Source organism: Aquimarina hainanensis, from assembly GCF_042684685.1.
GTDB classification, from domain to species: Bacteria; Bacteroidota; Bacteroidia; order Flavobacteriales; family Flavobacteriaceae; genus Aquimarina; species Aquimarina hainanensis.
In genome coordinates, this window is record NZ_JBHULX010000001.1 from 385,715 (window position 1) to 403,644 (window position 17,930).

At 35.6% G+C, this 17,930-nt stretch carries 8 protein-coding genes; 1 reads left to right on the forward strand and 7 read right to left on the reverse strand.

Features of this window, described 5'->3' with window-relative positions:
* Positions 1 to 59: 59 nt before the first annotated feature.
* A complete protein-coding gene (gene acs, locus ACFSTE_RS01755; RefSeq protein ID WP_176027852.1) occupies positions 60 to 1,973 on the reverse strand; it encodes an acetate--CoA ligase in 1,914 nt (637 codons plus the stop codon).
* A gap of 533 nt (positions 1,974 to 2,506) precedes the next feature.
* Between acs and ACFSTE_RS01760 the strand changes: the two genes are divergently transcribed.
* Positions 2,507 to 5,800 carry an FG-GAP-like repeat-containing protein gene (locus tag ACFSTE_RS01760; RefSeq protein ID WP_378258152.1) on the forward strand — a complete coding sequence of 1,098 codons (3,294 nt, stop codon included), beginning with the start codon at positions 2,507 to 2,509 and terminating at the stop codon, positions 5,798 to 5,800.
* Between the two features lie 143 nt (positions 5,801 to 5,943).
* Here ACFSTE_RS01760 and ACFSTE_RS01765 read toward each other — a convergent pair whose 3' ends face one another.
* The 6 genes from ACFSTE_RS01765 to ACFSTE_RS01790 all read right to left on the reverse strand — a co-directional run bounded on the left by ACFSTE_RS01765 (position 5,944) and on the right by ACFSTE_RS01790 (position 17,663).
* A complete protein-coding gene (locus ACFSTE_RS01765; protein WP_378258153.1) occupies positions 5,944 to 7,671 on the reverse strand; it encodes an FN3 associated domain-containing protein in 1,728 nt (575 codons plus the stop codon).
* A gap of 136 nt (positions 7,672 to 7,807) precedes the next feature.
* Complete coding sequence (locus ACFSTE_RS01770; RefSeq protein WP_378258155.1) at positions 7,808 to 10,117, reverse strand: family 20 glycosylhydrolase; 2,310 nt, start codon at positions 10,115 to 10,117, stop codon at positions 7,808 to 7,810.
* Between the two features lie 73 nt (positions 10,118 to 10,190).
* Positions 10,191 to 10,892 (reverse strand): LacI family DNA-binding transcriptional regulator, encoded by a 702-nt coding sequence (locus ACFSTE_RS01775; protein WP_176027848.1) that lies wholly within the window; start codon positions 10,890 to 10,892, stop codon positions 10,191 to 10,193.
* A gap of 122 nt (positions 10,893 to 11,014) precedes the next feature.
* Entirely contained in the window at positions 11,015 to 12,931 is a 1,917-nt protein-coding gene (gene nagB / locus ACFSTE_RS01780; RefSeq protein WP_176027847.1) for a glucosamine-6-phosphate deaminase, read from the reverse strand.
* Between the two features lie 104 nt (positions 12,932 to 13,035).
* The gene (locus ACFSTE_RS01785; RefSeq protein ID WP_176027846.1) at positions 13,036 to 14,586 is read right to left on the reverse strand and encodes a RagB/SusD family nutrient uptake outer membrane protein; all 1,551 of its coding nucleotides are present in this window, start codon (positions 14,584 to 14,586) and stop codon (positions 13,036 to 13,038) included.
* 11 nt (positions 14,587 to 14,597) lie between these two features.
* Positions 14,598 to 17,663 carry a SusC/RagA family TonB-linked outer membrane protein gene (locus ACFSTE_RS01790; protein WP_378258159.1) on the reverse strand — a complete coding sequence of 1,022 codons (3,066 nt, stop codon included), beginning with the start codon at positions 17,661 to 17,663 and terminating at the stop codon, positions 14,598 to 14,600.
* Positions 17,664 to 17,930: the final 267 nt, after the last annotated feature.

A 17,930-nucleotide genomic window follows, 5' to 3' on the forward strand; every position in this document is an offset into this window, starting at 1 on the left:
CAAACTATGTTATTTATTGTTCTGAGCTATATAAAAACAATAAGAGAGTTACTGTGATACTACAGTGCATTTTCCATAATCTCTTGTACCACATCAGGATTTAAAAGTGTCGAGGTATCTCCTAAATTAGAGGTGTCATGAGAGGCAATTTTTCTCAAAATACGTCTCATTATTTTTCCACTTCTCGTTTTAGGGAGTCCATTGACAAATTGTATCTTATCTGGTTTAGCAATAGGTCCGATAGTATTGGACACCGTATTTCTAATTTCTGCAATTAGTGCATCGCTAGGTTGTATGTCATTGTATAGCGTAACATATGTATACAATGCATTTCCTTTTATATCGTGAGGGAATCCTACTACGGCACTTTCTACAACACTTTCATGTTCATTAATTGCGTTTTCGATAGGTGCTGTACCAAGATTATGCCCTGAAACAATTACAATATCATCTACTCTACCAGTAATTCTATAATTTCCGGAGGCATCTCTATAGGCTCCGTCACCTGTAAAATATTTGTTTTCAAAAGTCGAAAAGTACACTTCTTTATAACGTTGGTGATTTCCATAAATGGTACGTGCCATAGATGGCCATGGGAATTTGATTGATAAACGACCTTCTGCTTGTTTTGAGTTAAAAGCAATTTCGTTCCCTTGCTCATCGATTAATGCAGGTTGTACACCAGGTAAGGGTAATGTCGCAAAAGTAGGTCTGGTTGGTGTTATTCCGGCCATTGGAGAAATCATGATTCCTCCGGTTTCCGTTTGCCACCAGGTATCAACAATAGGACATTTTGTTTTTCCGATATTGTCATTGTACCAGTGCCAGGCTTCTTCGTTGATAGGTTCCCCTACGGACCCTAGTACTTTAAGGGAAGAAAGGTTGTGTTTATTGACCAATTCAAGAGGTTGTTTAGCCAGCGCTCTGATAGCAGTAGGAGCAGTATAAAAATGAGTGACATCTAATTTATCACAGATTTCCCAGAACCTTCCATAATCCGGATAACTCGGAACACCTTCAAACATTACAGTTGTAACCCCTGAAGCCAGTGGACCATAGATAATGTAGCTATGACCGGTAATCCAGCCAATATCGGCAGTACACCAATATACATCGTTTTCTTCCATTTGGAATACATTCTGGAATGTAAAGGTGGTACCAACCATATACCCTCCAATCGTGTGTACCATACCTTTAGGCTTTCCGGTAGAACCAGAAGTATATAAGATAAATAACATGTCTTCTGCATCCATAACTTCTGCTTCACAAGTAGTTTCTGCTCTTTGAAGTTCATCAAACCAGAACTTGTCTCGACCAGGAGTCATAGGAGTAGGTTCTACAGTTCTTCTGTATACAATAACGGTTTCTATGGAAGGGGTGTCCTTTAATGCTTCATCACACATTCCTTTTAGATTTACACGTTTTGACCCGCGATATACCTCATTAGCAGTAATTAACATCTTGCATTGAGAATCATTGATTCGGCTGGCAATTGCGGCACTGGAAAACCCAGCAAATACAATAGAATGAACTGCTCCAATTCTCGCACAAGCAAGCATCGCGATAGCAAGTTCAGGAATCATAGGCATGTATAGACAGACTCTGTCTCCTTTTTTGATTCCATTATTTTTTAGCACATTAGCAAAGTGACAGACTTTTACATAAAGCTGTCTGTAGGTTATATGTCTGGACTCTTCATCAGGATCATTGGGCTCCCAGATGATAGCAGTCTTATTTCCAATAGTTTCTAGATGGCGATCTAAGCAATTTTCAGTGATATTTAACTGACCTCCCTGGAACCACTTCACTTCTGGAGATGTAAAATCCCACTCGAGTGTTTTGTCCCATTTTTTTTGCCAATAAAATGTGTCAGCAACCGATTCCCAGAATTTTTCCGGTTGCTCTACGCTCTCGCGATATGCTTCTTTATAATCGGCGAAGGATTTTATTTTTAAATTATCATTAAACTCCATTGGATTAGGTTTTATTACTAAAAAATTAACGAATATCTTGAAAGATATAAATTAGAGTTTGAAAATGATTAATTATTAGATGTATGACATTCAATTTTATATCAACAACATCATATGCTCGAGATTGTGGTTTTTTGATAAATGAAATCAGGAGAATACTTATTGGAGATATGTGTTTTTCTTTCCAGGGCAAAGGGATTTTATTTTATAGAATACGGTTTTAGTATTTTTTATCGAATGTTGTTATTTTTTGAAAAATTCGTGATCAGAAGGTGAAAAACAAGGTGTTTTTTGTAGAAAGTAAAATTGTGAAGTTGTTCATGACGAATGATTGGAAGTAAGTTAAATTATAAGTATTTTGCTGAAATCAAAATTGTCTTCTTTGGTCTGTGAAATCAAAATATATAAGAATATTATTTGCTTGTTTTATGAGGGGAAGAAGAAAAAACACATAGGTGGGATGAGTCATAATTATTCAGTTGATATTGATCGAATGATCTAGGCAAATTCTAAAAATCAATAAAAATAAACAGATGAAATATTGGGCGTTCTTCGCTTTGGTTGCTCTTATAGGGTGTTCCAAAGAAAAAGAAAAGGAAACAAAACCAATCTCAGAAAAAGAAAATAAAGAAGTAGTTAGAGAAACCCTTTTCAAGGAGATTTCTCCGGAGCATAGTCATGTTACGTTTAAGAACACTGTAACAGAAAATTTATACTTCAATTTTTTGAACTATTCTTATATCTACAATGGTGGTGGGGTTGCAGTAGGGGATATTGATAATGATGGTCTGGAAGATGTGTATTTCACATCTAATCAGCAAAGCAATAAATTATATCTGAATAAAGGAGGTTTTGTGTTTGAGGATATTACCCGGAAAGCAGGTGTCGAAGATGATAAGGGGTGGACTACGGGAGTTTCTATGATAGATATAAATGCTGATGGCTGGCTGGATATATATGTATGCAAATCAGGAGATCTCAAAAATGAAGGGCTTAGAAATAACCTGTTATTTATGAATCAAAAAGATGGGACCTTCAAAGAAGAAGCAAAAAAATATGGATTGGATTCGAATGCATTTTCTGTACAAGCATACTATCTTGATTATGATAAGGATGGAGACTTAGATGTTTATTTAGTAAATCACAGACCAGATTTTAATAACAATGTTACCATCGATCCCAGAATACAGCAAGATATTCGACCAGAAAGTACTGATCAGCTTTTTGAAAATCAGAAAGGAGTTTTTGTAGATGTTTCCAAAAAAGCAGGTATCCTTAACAAAGCTTGGGGATTAAGTGCCTCTATTGGAGATTTTAATAATGATGGTTGGATAGACGTTTTTGTTGCTAATGATTTTTTAGAGCCAGATTTTTTGTATATCAATAATGGAGATGGAACTTTTTCAAATAAAAACCTAACGCATTTTGACCATATTTCAGCCAATAGCATGGGATCCGATTATGCCGATATTAATAATGATCAATTGCCTGATTTAATAGTGTTGGATATGTTGGCAGATGATTACCAAAGAAGCAAAGAGAATATGGCAACCATGAGTACTGAAAACTTTAATGAACTGGTAGCAGCTGGGTATCATCATCAGTATATGTCTAATATGCTTCAATTAAATGAAGGAAAAGGAATATTTAGTGAAATAGGTCAATTATCAGGGATTACTAAAACAGATTGGAGTTGGGCTCCGTTGTTAGCAGATTTTGATAATGATGGATTCAATGATTTATTTGTAACAAACGGAATAGAGCATGATTTGTCCAATCAGGATTTTAGAAACAATATGAAGGCGAATATCATGCGGAGAAAAAAGGTAACTCTGGAAACAGCCATTGCTATGATGCCTTCAGCAAAGCTGAAAAATCGAATATTTAAAAACAATAGAGATTTCACATTCTCAGATAAGACTCTGGCATGGGGATTTGAAAAAGCAATAAACTCCAATGGAGCGGCTTATAGTGATTTAGATAATGATGGAGATCTGGATTTAGTAGTGAATAATCAGGGAGATATTGCTAGTATCTATAAAAATGAGCAAAAAAATCACTATGTGGGTATTGGATTAAAGGGAGCGGTGAAAAACCCAAATGGTATTGGAGCCAAAGTTACTGTATATACCAATCAGATGATACAGGAAAAAGAGGTGTATACCTCCAGAGGATATCAATCTACTGTTTCTAATCGATTGCTTTTTGGGTTAGGAGCAACAAAAACAATAGACAGTATATTGGTTCGCTGGGAAGAGGGTATAACAACGGTACTAAAAAATCAAGAAGGAGACCAATATCTTACAATAGCCTATGATGATGGAATACGGAATGGAGGGAAACAAAAGCAGGAAAAAACAGTATTTGCAGCAGTTAAAGCAATGGATTTAGGGATAGACTATGTGTATAAAGACAATACATTTGATGATTATAAGGTGCAATTGCTTTTACCTCAACAACAAAGTAAAAAAGGAGCTGCACTTGCGGTTGGGGATATTAATGGAGATGGCTTAGAAGACTTTTTTATAGGAAATGCGAAGCATGCTTCAGGGGCATTGTATATCCAGCAGAAAAACGGAACATTTGTCAGCTCTAATCAATCCTTATTTTCTGAAGATAAAGCGTATGAAGATAGTGATGCTTTGTTTTTTGATAAAGATGGGGATGGGGATTTGGATTTATATGTGGCCTCCGGGAGTTATGAGGATTCAGAAGCTAGTAAGTTTTTGCATGACAGAGTTTATGAAAATATTGGAAATGGAAAATTTAAAAGAGATTTGAATTTCCCATCTATAGCCACAGTGACAGCCACAGTGACAGCTGCGGATTATGACGGAGATGGAGATTTGGATTTATTTATAGGAGGAGGAGTGATGCCGGGGAAGTATCCATTGGCAACGCCATCGTATATTCTGGAAAATCAAGAAGGAATCTTTGCAGATGTAACAAAAGAAAAAATTGAAGGAATTGAGAAATTAAGAATTGTAAGTGATGCTGTATTTTCAGATTATGACAAGGACGGAGACAAAGATTTACTGGTAGTAGGAGAATGGATGCCATTGACTGTATTTAATAATAAGAAAGGAGTGTTTACCAAAGCAGCGCTTCCAGAATTTTCGAATAAAAATGGCTGGTATTTTTCTATAGTCGCTTCAGATTATGATAAGGATGGAGATGTAGATTATCTATTGGGAAATTTGGGAACAAATAATAAATTTCGTCCTAAAAAAGAAAAACCATTTCATATTTATGCACGAGATTTTGACGGAAATAATAGTTTTGATGTCGTACTCAGTAAGGAATCTAATGGAGTCCTAGTACCGGTTAGAGGGAAACAATGCTCCTCGGAACAAGTTCCAATGCTGACAACTAAGATTAAAACTTTTAAAGAATTTGCAAATTCATCTCTGGGGGATATCTATGGAGATAAAGATCTGGAATCTGCTACACATTACGAAGTACATGATTTTAGAACTACGATTGCTCAGAATCAGGGAGATGGAACTTTTTTATTTTCGCCCATAGCAGGCAGGGCACAATTCGGTCCTACGATGGACTTTTTAGTAGATGATTTTAATAATGATGGGTATCAGGATGTTTTTGGTATTGGAACATTATATGAAGCAGAGGTAGAAACGATTCGCTATGATGCTTCCAAAGGATATCTGATGATGGGAGAAGCTACAGGAACAAAGGATAAGGTGTCTTCTGCTTTACTGGAAGATATAGAAGCAAGAAAGCTCGCTCCAATAGTAATAGGAAATGAAAAGTATATATTGATTTTAACCTTAAATAAAGGGGTTAAGGTATTGAAATACAAAAAATAAACCCTCGTGCTTTTTTTAGTTTTAAAAGCATCCAGTTAGAGTAAAGGTAACAGCGTAATGAAGTCGAATCTTACGATTTTATTACGCTTTTTTTTCGATCAGGTTGTTGCGAACAAAGTTCATTACGATTGTCAAAGGATATTTTATCGTACAATAATTTCATCTATAAAAATCCAGGTAGGTTTTCCTGCATTTTTTCGGTCTTGAGGAATTGGACGATTGATTCCTCTTATTTGCAAATATTGTGTAGAGAGATCAAGATTTTTGATTTCTGCATAGCGAACCTTTTCTTTCCTCAGAGGAATGTCGATTGTTTTAATTTTGGTAAAATCTTTTCCATCAACAGAAGAGTATACTTCTATAGAAACTGGGGGATAAATCCAGTTACCGGGATCATTGATAAAATGAAAAGCAATTGTTTCTATTTTTTGAGGAATCGGATATGATATAGTAATATCCATATTAATTGAATCAAAACCAGCCCAGTGACCATCCGAAAAAGAAGAAGAACCAATAATTCCATCATGTAGCGCATGGATACCATTAAGAACTGTATATTTATCGGTTAGCGGGCTTTTAGAGGTTGTAATTCCTGCTAACCCTTTATGAATATTGATTTTTTTGCTTGTAATAGTTCCTTTTTCCTGTGCTCCCTCAAAAGCAAGTGCTTTAATAGTAGTTTCTTTATATATGGGTATTGGAGCAGTATATGTTTTACTGTGGGTAGAAGGAGTTGAAGAATCGGTGGTATAATGAATTGTCAGTTCCGGAAGATCACTTTTGAGCTGTATATAAGCTGTGTCTTTTGTCGGAGACAGGGAGATATCATACGTAACATCATAGAACTTTTTACTTTGTATTAATGAGGTTCCTTTTAGTAAGGGAGCGTATGTACTCACAGCGTCTTGAAAGCTCCAGGTCGTAAATAAATGACCTAGCATTTTTGGGCTTTTATTTTTATAAGAATACTTGATTAGATTCTCTACAGCGTTTATTTTTTTGAAGCTACAGGGAAGAACACTAAAACCCTTGTCAATAAACATGTTGACAGAAGGGTAGGTTTCCATTGGTTCGTAATGCCAATCGCAGATAATAATATCTTTAGGGATTAAGTCTATTGCAGGAGCAGTACCGTTGAGAGAGGATTCCCAGGAACCATATTTATAGATATTGCCATCTATAAGACGATCTCCCCATATAAAAAGATCTACTTTTTTTTCCGTTGCAAAATAGTCATGAAAATCATTAACAACCTTAGCAAATACCTCTGCCGGATTTTTATCCTTGGTACTTTTGGCATGCGGAGAATCAATCAGGAATATTTCATCCATTCCCAGATGAAGCCCATCGGCATTAAAACCTTCCAGGATCTCGTCGATTAACGCGAATACAATTTGATTGACTCTCGGATTATAGGGATCCCATTCCCTACAATAAATATCTTTGTTACCTGGATATGCTCCAGGGGTTAAATCTAGTTCCGGATAGATTGTTAATAGAGAGTAAGTAGTTTCTGCCCATGATTGGTGACCAAAAGATTGAAATTGAGGAACTAATCTGATACCATTCTTATCACACTGTTCTTTGAATTTTTGAGCGCCGGATTTGGTGATAACAGAAGTAGGGTCCCTTAGTTCCGGATGCGAAGTGAAGTCGTAATGATAATCAACCTCTAAGAATAAAAGATTAACACCTAATGTTGCCAATTCAGGTAATTGTTTACTCAATTGTTCAAGTTTCTCATCAGAGGTTTGATCTAGCAGATGAATTGCTATTATTTTTTCCGAAGAAGAAGTATCAGTTGGTTGTTTCTTTTTAGAACAATAAATCATTAGAATAGCTAAGCAAAAAAAGAAGAGATTTTTTTTCATCTGTTTATTTTTATTGTTTTTTGTAATTAGCTTAGAGCTATCAGAACCATTCTTTTATTTCTAAAAAAAAGTCTGACAATTTTAAAACACGACATTTAAAAAAGTCAGACTTGATGAGTAGGGTTATTTCATTTGATTAATGAAAAATCATATTTCTGTCGACTGTGGTATATGTTGAATCACTTGCTTTTTTGTATTGTAATTTCACATCGTTCCAGTCAGATGCCCATCCTTTTACAACATTGTTTAGGTATACTATTTTTAATTTGTGCTTTCCTTTTTTGAGGATGATGTAGCCGTCTATTGGTTGATCTCCTTTCTTTACAGGTCTTTTGTTGTCAATCACTAACTGATCAGCAATCCAAACCTGATCCTGAACACTGTTGAAGATATAGGTGCCATCTTCTGGAAGGTCTATATATCCATCTAAATAAACGGCTCTAAAGTTTTCTTTTAATACATCGCTTCCCCATGCATAGGTAGTATTGGCTTGAGAAATACTATCCACTGTAGTACTTTCTATAGGAAGGTTTTTGTCAATTTCGTTAACATCTTTGAAGTGCCCTTTAATCGTGTTCATTTTTAATCCTTTTTTAGGCGAATCAACTGCTATCGGTTCGAAAGCTTGCTGCTTTTCTAGAGTGATAGTTCGTGTAGGACTCATTTTTCCATGCGGGAGTATTGACGCGATTTTAATGGTCGTATTGGTTGTAAATGTTAATGGCGCAGTATACTCTTTACTATTTTTATCAGGAGTTGTTCCATCAGTTGTATACACCATTTTTACAGGGTGAGTAGTTGTAAAGGAAATACTGGTGCTATCTGCAAACTTAATCTGATCAGTACTAGGTCCTTCAGGAAGTGGGATGTGGTAATTAATTTCATACGCATCCAGAATAGGATATAAGTGGTCTAGACGAGTTAGGAAATTTTCGAAATTCTTATTAGAAGGATCAGACCAGGTCACTTCTGCTAGTGCTATAATTCTCGGGTAAATCAGGTATTCTATTTGTGCTTCTGTACTGGCGTATTCTGTCCAGATATTTCCTTGTGCTCCAAGGATGTGTTTTCTTTTGTCCGTATCAATTTTAGAAGGGATCGGAGAGTAATTGTATGCTTTTTCTAAAGGAATATATCCTCCAAAAGCCATAGGCTCTACCTTGTAGTCTCCCTGATAGAAGTTGAAATATACAAAGGCAGCAGGTGTCATAATAACGTCGTGTCCTTCATTAGCTGCTTTGATACCACCTTCTTCTCCCTGCCAGGACATAATATTTGTGGTTGGAGTGATTCCTCCTTCAAGGATTTCATCCCATCCGATCATTTTTCGATCGTATTTTTTTAATATGTTTTCGACTTTAGCCATGAAATAACTTTGTAGTTCATGTTCATCTTTTAATCCCTCTTTTTTCATTAATTGTTGACATTCTTCTGATTTTTTCCATTGATCTTTAGGAACTTCATCTCCCCCTACATGGAAATATTCAAAAGGAAATAAGGATACCATTTCTTTTATTACATCCTCTACAAATACCAATGTCTCAGGTTTTCCTGGGCAGAGAACATTACTTTCGACTCCCCATAGTGTTCGGGTTTTATAGGTTTTATCATCACAGGCTAGTTCTGGATATGCTGCTAAAACGGCAACAGTATGTCCCGGAATGTCAAATTCAGGAACAACATCAATAAATCGCTCTTTGGCATAGGCGACAACTTCTTTTATTTGTTCTTGTGTATAAAAACCTCCATAAGTAGTACCATCTTCATTGACTCTATTGGAACTAATTTCTGTAAGTTTTGGGTATTTTTTGATTTCAATTCTCCATCCTTGATCGTCTGTAAGATGCCAGTGAAACTTGTTGATTTTGAATAACGAAAGCAAATCTAGTTGTTCTTTGATAAAATCAATGGAACTAAAGTGTCTGGAAACGTCCAAATGCATTCCTCTCCAGGAAAATGCAGGTTTATCTGTAATGGTTATTCCTGGAATTTTCCAGATTGTATTTTCTGTATTAGTGATCTCCTTAGCAGAGCGAGGAATTAATTGTAGTAAACTCTGTAATCCGTAAAAAACTCCTTGAGGAGTAGCTCCTTTGATCTCTATAGTTTCTTGAGAAACGTGCAGTTGATATGCTTCTGAATCTAGGCTTAGCTCAGCGTCTATAATAAGCCTGATTGTGTTTTTTTTCTGTGTGTCTTTATGAACTTCTAAAGAAAGACCTGTAAATTCTTTTAATTTCTTGGTAAAGAAATTGGCAATCGTAGTACTTTCATCACTATTGCATGAGATACTAGTGTTTTGAGATAATAAAAAGAAAGCCTCGTTTTTTTCCAGCTGCAATGGGGTAGGGGTAATTCCTACATGATCATTAGAAACAATGTTTTTTGGTTTTTCTGTACAAGCGGTTAAAAGAATAAAAAAGAAGATAAAGAATTTAGAATTCATGGAGAATATAATTGGATTAGGAATATGATGTTAGAAAAACGAATGATTTATTTTGATAATGAAGCTTCTTTTTTTAACAGAGCTCTTTGCGGGAAGTTCGCTTTTGTTGTAGTATTCCTTTAGAAATAGATCGGAACATCATTGATGCTGGATTAAGGCATTTTTCAGTAGCTCCAATTGTTTTTTTATTAATTTTTTTGATCAGAGTTTTTACTGCTTCTTTACCGAGCATTTGATGAGGTAAGTTTATATCGTCGATATTATCAGCCTGGATATTTTTATCGATAAAAACTTTACTACATGGTATTTCATCAATTTTATTGAGTAATACCAAAGGGAAATTTGCTTGTGTAAGGTTCATCAGAGATACATAATTCTTTTTCTCAATAGTTTTAGGACTCAGAGAGATGATTAGACCGTCTGTACATCCGTTGGTAAGCATTTTTATTAACGCGATTTCTCTTTCGCTACGTCCTTTGGATTGATAGATCATTAGTTTTGTCTGATTAGCCATGGTGTAATCAGCAATTTCGTCTACGAGTTCTAATGTAGAGATATTTCCCAAATCAGGAACAATTAGTCCTATAGTATTCGTCTTTTGTAGACGTAAGTTTTGCGCTATACTATTGGGTCTGTAATTATAAAGTTGAGCAATCTCTGTTACTCTTTTTTTAGTTTCTTTACTTATTTCTGTACTGTCACTAAGTGCTTTAGAAACAGTGGAAATTGAAACTCCTAATATACAAGACATCTCTTTTAAAGTGATATTCGGCATTGTTTTTTGTTTTTTGTGATAGATATATCTATTACTTAGGAGACTTAAAAGGTATAGTCAATCTCAATTATCGAGATTGACTAACCTCTTTTTTCACTTCTTAAATTATTTGATGAGAACAATTAGAAATGGTATCTTTTAAAAGCTTCTATAGCTTCATAGTCAGCTAATCCTAGTTGATCATATAATTCGGCGGTGTTTCTGTTTCTTTCTTGAGCACGTACCCAGAATTCTCTCGCATCTTCTCCCTGGAACATCACTCTGTCTTTTTGTGATTGGTGGAACAAGATAGCATTGGTCTTTCTGTTTACTTCATCAGGGCTTAATGGTACCGCCATTTCTATTTCAGAAATATCCCATTCATGCCAAGCTCCTCTGTATAACCATACCCAACAATCTTTCATGAAAGGTTGCTTTTTTAGTAGAGGAAGCGCCTCAAAAATAGCATCTAGACATAATTTATGCGTACCATGTGGGTCTGCTAAATCTCCTGCAGCATATATTTGATGAGGTTGTACTTCGTTGATAAGGTCAATGATGATTTGAATGTCATTTTTTCCGATAGGATTCTTTTTGATTTTTCCGGTTTCATAGAATGGTAGATTCAAAAAGTGTACATTGGAATCATCTAATCCTAAATATCTGGTAGCTCCGTATGACTCCATTTGGCGAATTAATCCTTTGATTAATCGTGCTTCAGGGATGTCAATGTCTCCTTTGTTTTTAGAGTTTAAGGAATCTTTTATTGTATTAAAAATGGAAATATCTGAATCGTTTGCTAGCTTTTGTGCTACTTCAGCAAATTTTAAAGCTTCTTCATCGTTTACAGCAATATTTCCAGAGGTTTGATACGCTACGTGTACTTCGTGTCCCTGATCGATTAATCTGGAGAAAGTACCTCCCATGGAGATCACATCATCATCTGGGTGAGGACTGAAAATAAGAACTCTTTTCTTGGTAGGAAAAGCTCTTTCCGGACGATTGGTATCATCTGCATTTGGTTTTCCTCCTGGCCACCCGGTAATTGTATGTTGTAGTGTATTAAATATTTTTATATTGAGATCATATGCGGATCCTTCTAATGCAAGAAGCCCAGACATACCATGCTCGTTATAGTCTTTGTCGGTTAATTTTAATAATGGTTTTTTTACTTCCTGACTAAGCCAGGTGACAGCTTTTAGTTTTAGATCCTCTGTCCATATACATTGATCTACTAACCAAGGTGTTTTAATTCTAGTTAGTTCAGATGCAGCTTCTGCATCACAAATGATTGTGGTGTTTTTATGATCTTGAAGAAAAGTTGCGGGTATTGTAGAAGTAATATCTCCTTCGATTGTTTCCTGAAGGACAGAAGCTTTTTTATGCCCCCATGCCAAAAGGATGATACGCTTGGCATTCATTATGGTGTTAATTCCCATAGTGACTGCTTTTTTAGGTACATTTTCAATACCATTAAAATCAGAAGCAGCGTCTCTACGAGTAATGTGGTCCAATGTGATAATTCTGGTTCCTGAATTACGATGTGATCCAGGTTCGTTGAATCCGATGTGTCCAGATCGCCCAATACCTAATAGTTGAAAATCAATTCCTCCGTACTGTTTGATTTTCATCTCATAGTCAATACAATACTGATCTAATTCTTCTACGGGAATATCACCACTAGGGATATTGATATTCTCCGGATGAATATCTACATGATCGAAAAGATGTTGATGCATGAAATGATAGTAGCTTTGTTGATTTTCAATCTTCATAGGATAATACTCATCCAGATTGAAGGTCACAACATTTCTAAAACTAAGCTCACCAGATTTATGAAGCCTTACAAGCTCTTCATATACTTTAATAGGTGAGGAGCCTGTTGCCAGACCAAGAACACACTGCTCTCCATTTTCTTGTTTTTGAATGATAAGATCAGCAATCTCCTGCGCTACAATTTTTGAAGCATTAACAGAGTTTTCAAATATTTCATTGTGAATCTTTTCAAACTTAGTGTCTTCAAATTTACCAACCTGTTTGTACTTAATTTCTTTGATCATTTTTTAAGTCTATTTATAACTTATTGAGTAATTGTGATTATGATATGGGAGTTGAGTAAAAAGAGATAAGCAATATGCTTATCTCTTTTTCTAAACAAATTAACTTAAAAATTACCTCCAGCGATATCCCACCAGAGTCTGGTACCTCCAGTATCAGGACCGCCTAACAGAGATACTGCTTTTTCTACCTCGGCAGAATTTGCTACTTTATCAGAGTCAGCAAATTTTAAGCGACGTATTTGGATATCTGTATCGATTTCTCCATTACTCTTGTTGTTTACAACAGGGAATAATTTTGGATATCCTGTTCTTCTAAACTCACTCCATGCTTCCTGTCCGTCAGGGAACATAGCAATCCATTTTTGAGTTATGATTTTTTCTAATTTTACTTCATTACTAGCAGCCGCGTCCCAAGCAATAGTTACATTACTAACTGCTCCAGTATTATGAGCTGCTTCTACAGGATCAGTATAATCAGCAGCAACTTTTGTGTTATCAGATGCATAAGAAGCATCAGCTACTCCATGCTGATCAAAAGAAGTGGCAATTCCAGCTTCGTAGTTGGCTTGAGCATCTCCAGCTCCAGCCCATCCTCTTAATGCTGCTTCTGCTTTTAAGAAATGTACTTCAGATGCCGTCATTAATTGAATAAGAGTTGTTCTGATAATACTTTCACCTATGTTAGAAAAAGGTTGATATTTTGGTTTGTCTGCATTAATACCAATTCTGATTCCTTTGTATTCACCAGGTGATACTTCTGATTCTTCAAAATACTTTTCTAATCTTGGATCTTCATATCCAGTAAGAATAGATTCCATAGAAGCTCCCATTCTGATATCGTTCCAGGAAGCAGCTATCGTAGCTAATGGATGTTCAACTTTACCATCTACTAAGAAGTTGTTCGTATTGTTGTCAATCAATCCACCACTATGTGCTAACGACTTTTCTCCTTCTGTTTGCGCTTTGCTTGGATTTACTTTTGAGATTCGAATTGCTAATCTAAGACGTAAAGAGTTTGCGAATTGAACCCATTTATCTATGTCTCCTCCATAAGCTTGATCAGTAGCAGCAAATGTTCCCGGAACATCTGGCAAGCTGCTATCAGATAATGTAGTTATAGCGTAATCCAGTTCTTCAAAAAATGTGTTATAAACAGTCTCTTGAGAATCATAATAACCTACTAGTGGGTTTTCTCCAAATCTAGAATATACGATAGGTCCGTATATGTCAGTAACTCTGTGCATCGCTTCAACTTTTAATATCAAAGAAAGCGCATATAGTTTAGGATTTGTTTCTTTACTAATTCCTTCTATCGTGAATGCATTGAGCATGATATTAGAATAAGCAACATTCCAAGGGAAGTTGTTCCAACCATCTACTAATGCATAGGTCATATTATTAATGTTACTGGCAAAACCAGTTGGAGGCATCATGTATCCGGAATAAACATCCCCGTTAAGGTTTTGTTGTAATTGTGTACTCCAGGCAGGTTGATTTTGATAAATATTATTGAACATACCCGCAAAGAAATCAGTCGCTTCTAATTGATTCTTTGGGATTGTAGTGTCATTGGTGTTTATATCTTCGAAGTTATCTGTACAGGCGAAGATTAAGAACAGTAATGCAATACCTGATATTTTATATATACTTTTCATATTTCAAAAAGTTAAAATGTTAATTGTAAGTTGAATCCTAAGCTTCTGGTAGTAGGTTGAGAAAAGAGATCGATTCCTTGAAGACCTTCTCCGGTACTTGCAGATATGTTCGGATCGAACGGAGCATCTTTGTGGAAAAAGAATAGGTTTCTTCCTATCACAGAAAAGTTCGCGCTTTTTATGAATAAACTTTCAGGTAATTTAAATCTGTACCCTAAAGATAATTCTGCTAATCTAATGTTTGTAGCGTCATATACATATTCACCGGTAAACCCTTGTCTTCCCCCTACTGCAGTATAATATGCCTGAGGATCAACAGTACCTGTAAAAGGAGTACCGTCTTCGTTTACAAAACTTCCAGCTACAGCTCCAGCATTTCTAGCATCAGCAGTTCTTTGAGATAGCCCTCGCTCATCAAGGTATCCTTCAGTGATACTCAATACTTCTCCTCCAAATCTAGCATCTACTAATACATTTAAAGTAATGTTTTTGTATTCAAAGCTGTTGTTCCATCCTAGTGTCCAGTCTGGATTTGCATTTCCAACTAAGTTGATTCCTCCATTTACAGGAGTACCATCCGCTGCTAGGACAATATTTCCATTGGCATCTCTCTCAGTTGTTTGTGCGTATATATCTCCAAAAGATCCACCTTCTTTAATAATATATCTATAGTTGATGTTAGAAGGTACTGCATCTGTTAGGATTACTTCGTCTTGATCTGGAGCTAACTCAGATTTAAGTTCTTTTACTTTATTATCATTTACCGCATAGTTAAGGATACTATTCCACTCAAAGTTATCATTTCTGATAATAGATGCATTAATAGAAACTTCAAGTCCTTGGTTTTGTATGTTACCTGCATTAATGAATGTCTGTGTAAGTCCCTGTCCAGAAGTTGGAGTTGAAATAGGGATAATCTGATCATTCGTATTTGTTTGGTAATAAGTAGCATTAAATCCTAATCTGTTGTCTATAAATTTAGCTTCTAAACCAAATTCCGTTGATTTTTGAAGTTCTGGTTTTAATGGAACCACAGAAGTAATAGACTGGATGAATGCTCCTTGTCCAAATGGAGCAGAGAATTGTGGTTGAGAAACAAAAGCAGGTAAATCGTTTCCTACTTCTGCATATGAAGCTCTAACCTTAGCATAGCTAATCGCTTCTGGTAATTCGAATGCTTCAGAAAGTATTGTTGTAATACCTACGGAAGGGTAAAAGAATGAATTGTTATCAGTATTTGATAATGTAGATGTCCAGTCATTTCTTGCCGTTAGGTCAAGATAAATCATTTCTTTAAACCCTAATGTTGTACTGGCGAAAACAGATTGTTGTTCTCTTTTTCCTGCTAATGTTTGTGCTAATGTAAAAGAATTAGCAAAATTAGAGTCAAAATTCTGAACGATAAATTGATTAGGAACTCGTAAACCTCCGTTTACTCCAGAGTCTAAACTTAATCCTTCTCCAATTTTAGAGTTTGTAATACTGGTACCGATATTAGCAGAAAGGTTCCAGTTTTCTCCAAAGTCTTTGTTAATAGTAGCTATTAAGTCAGCATATAACTGAGTGTCTTCAGTTTCTCTATAAATAAATCTTCCTGTTGCAGGAGCTAGAGTCGCTTCTGTAGTAGCGTATAATCTTTTCTCGAACTTATTGATTGTTCTGTCATAACTCCCTCTTGTTTGGAATGATAACCAATCATTAACTTTAAATTGTAATGATAATGCAGTAATTAACTTTTGGTTTAAGTCATCACTTTGGTTTCTGTTGATGATCCAATATGGATTTTGTTGAATATCTTCTTGGAAAATCCAGTTTTGTTGTGGGTGAATGTTTCCTGGAACAAAAGTTTCATAAGTATTTTCGTAATTACTGAAACTATCTCCGCCTACTCTTGGATATAGGTAAAGACCTGTTAACGGGTTGAAATAAAGTCCATTTACTGGCTTGTTATCTATAGATTGAGTAGATAAAGTGATATTTGCATTGGCAGTTAGTCTGTCGTCAAATAGTTTAGCTGTCTCTCTAAAGTTTAAACTGTGTCTCTTTAGTTTATGAGAAGGAGTAATTCCTGATCCAGAAGTATTAGCATATGAGAAATATGTTTGAGCTTTCTCTGTTCCTCCTGAAATAGATACCGAGTTTATAGCGGTAACCCCTGTGTTAAAGAAGTCTTCTACATGATCGTCAGAAGCTCCTTTTCCGCCGTTCCAAGCATTGTTTTCTCCTGCAGCTCCAAGATATTCTGTTTGGAATTCAGGAAGGCTAGCAGCATTTTCAAATGTCAAATTCGAAGAATAAGTAACTTTAAAAGATCCTTCTTTTCCTTTCTTAGTAGTAATCAAAATAACACCATTTGCTCCCTGGCTACCATATAATGCAGAAGCAGAAGCACCTTTTAATACCGTCATGCTTTCGATATCATCTGGGTTTAAAAGAGATAATGCATCTCCACCATCACGGTTACCTCCACCAAAATCTCCAAATGCATTATTTGGTTGGTAAGAACTGTTGTTAGATAATGGAATACCATCTATAACGTACAAAGGTTGATTTGTTCTGGTAGAAGAATTACCCCTTAATGTAACCTTTACAGATCCTCCAAGTCCTGAAGAACTTCTGTTAACAGTTAAACCAGATACTTTACCTGATAAACTGTTGATCGGGTTGGCATCTTTAACTTTGGTTAATTCATCTGATTTTAAGTCTTGTGCAGCATAGGTAAGAGATTTTCTGCTCTTTTTAATACCTAAGGCTGTTACAACCACTTCGCTTAATTGATCGGCATCTTCCTCTAACTGAACATTGATAACCGTTTCGCTACCAACTGTTCTTTCTACTGCTCTCATCCCTAAATAAGAGAATTGTAGAACAGCTCCCTGAGGTGCGCTGATAGAATACTTACCGTCAAAATCAGTCTGAGAACCGGTAGAGGTTCCTGCGACAATGATATTAACTCCTGGTAAAGGCAAACCATCACTCATACTGGTAACTGTTCCGGAGATTTGAACATCCTGTCCAAATATCCCCAAGATGGAGAATAAGGAAAGGCCGATGAAAGTAAAAAATTTTTGTTTCATGTCTTATGGATTGTTAATTGATTGCCACAAAATAAACTTTTGAATTCATGAAAAAATTTTTTTTATATGTACAACATGTTTTTTACAACGAACGACATATATTCTCATATAATGTGGTTTTTCAGTAAAATGGGATTTTTAATTTTTTTGTTTTTTCTTTTAATTAATTATACATTTTGACGGTTTTTGCCGTAAAAAAATTACATATAAGTCATTTTTATTGATATTTATACATTGAGGGGAAGCGGAATACAGTTAACGATTAAG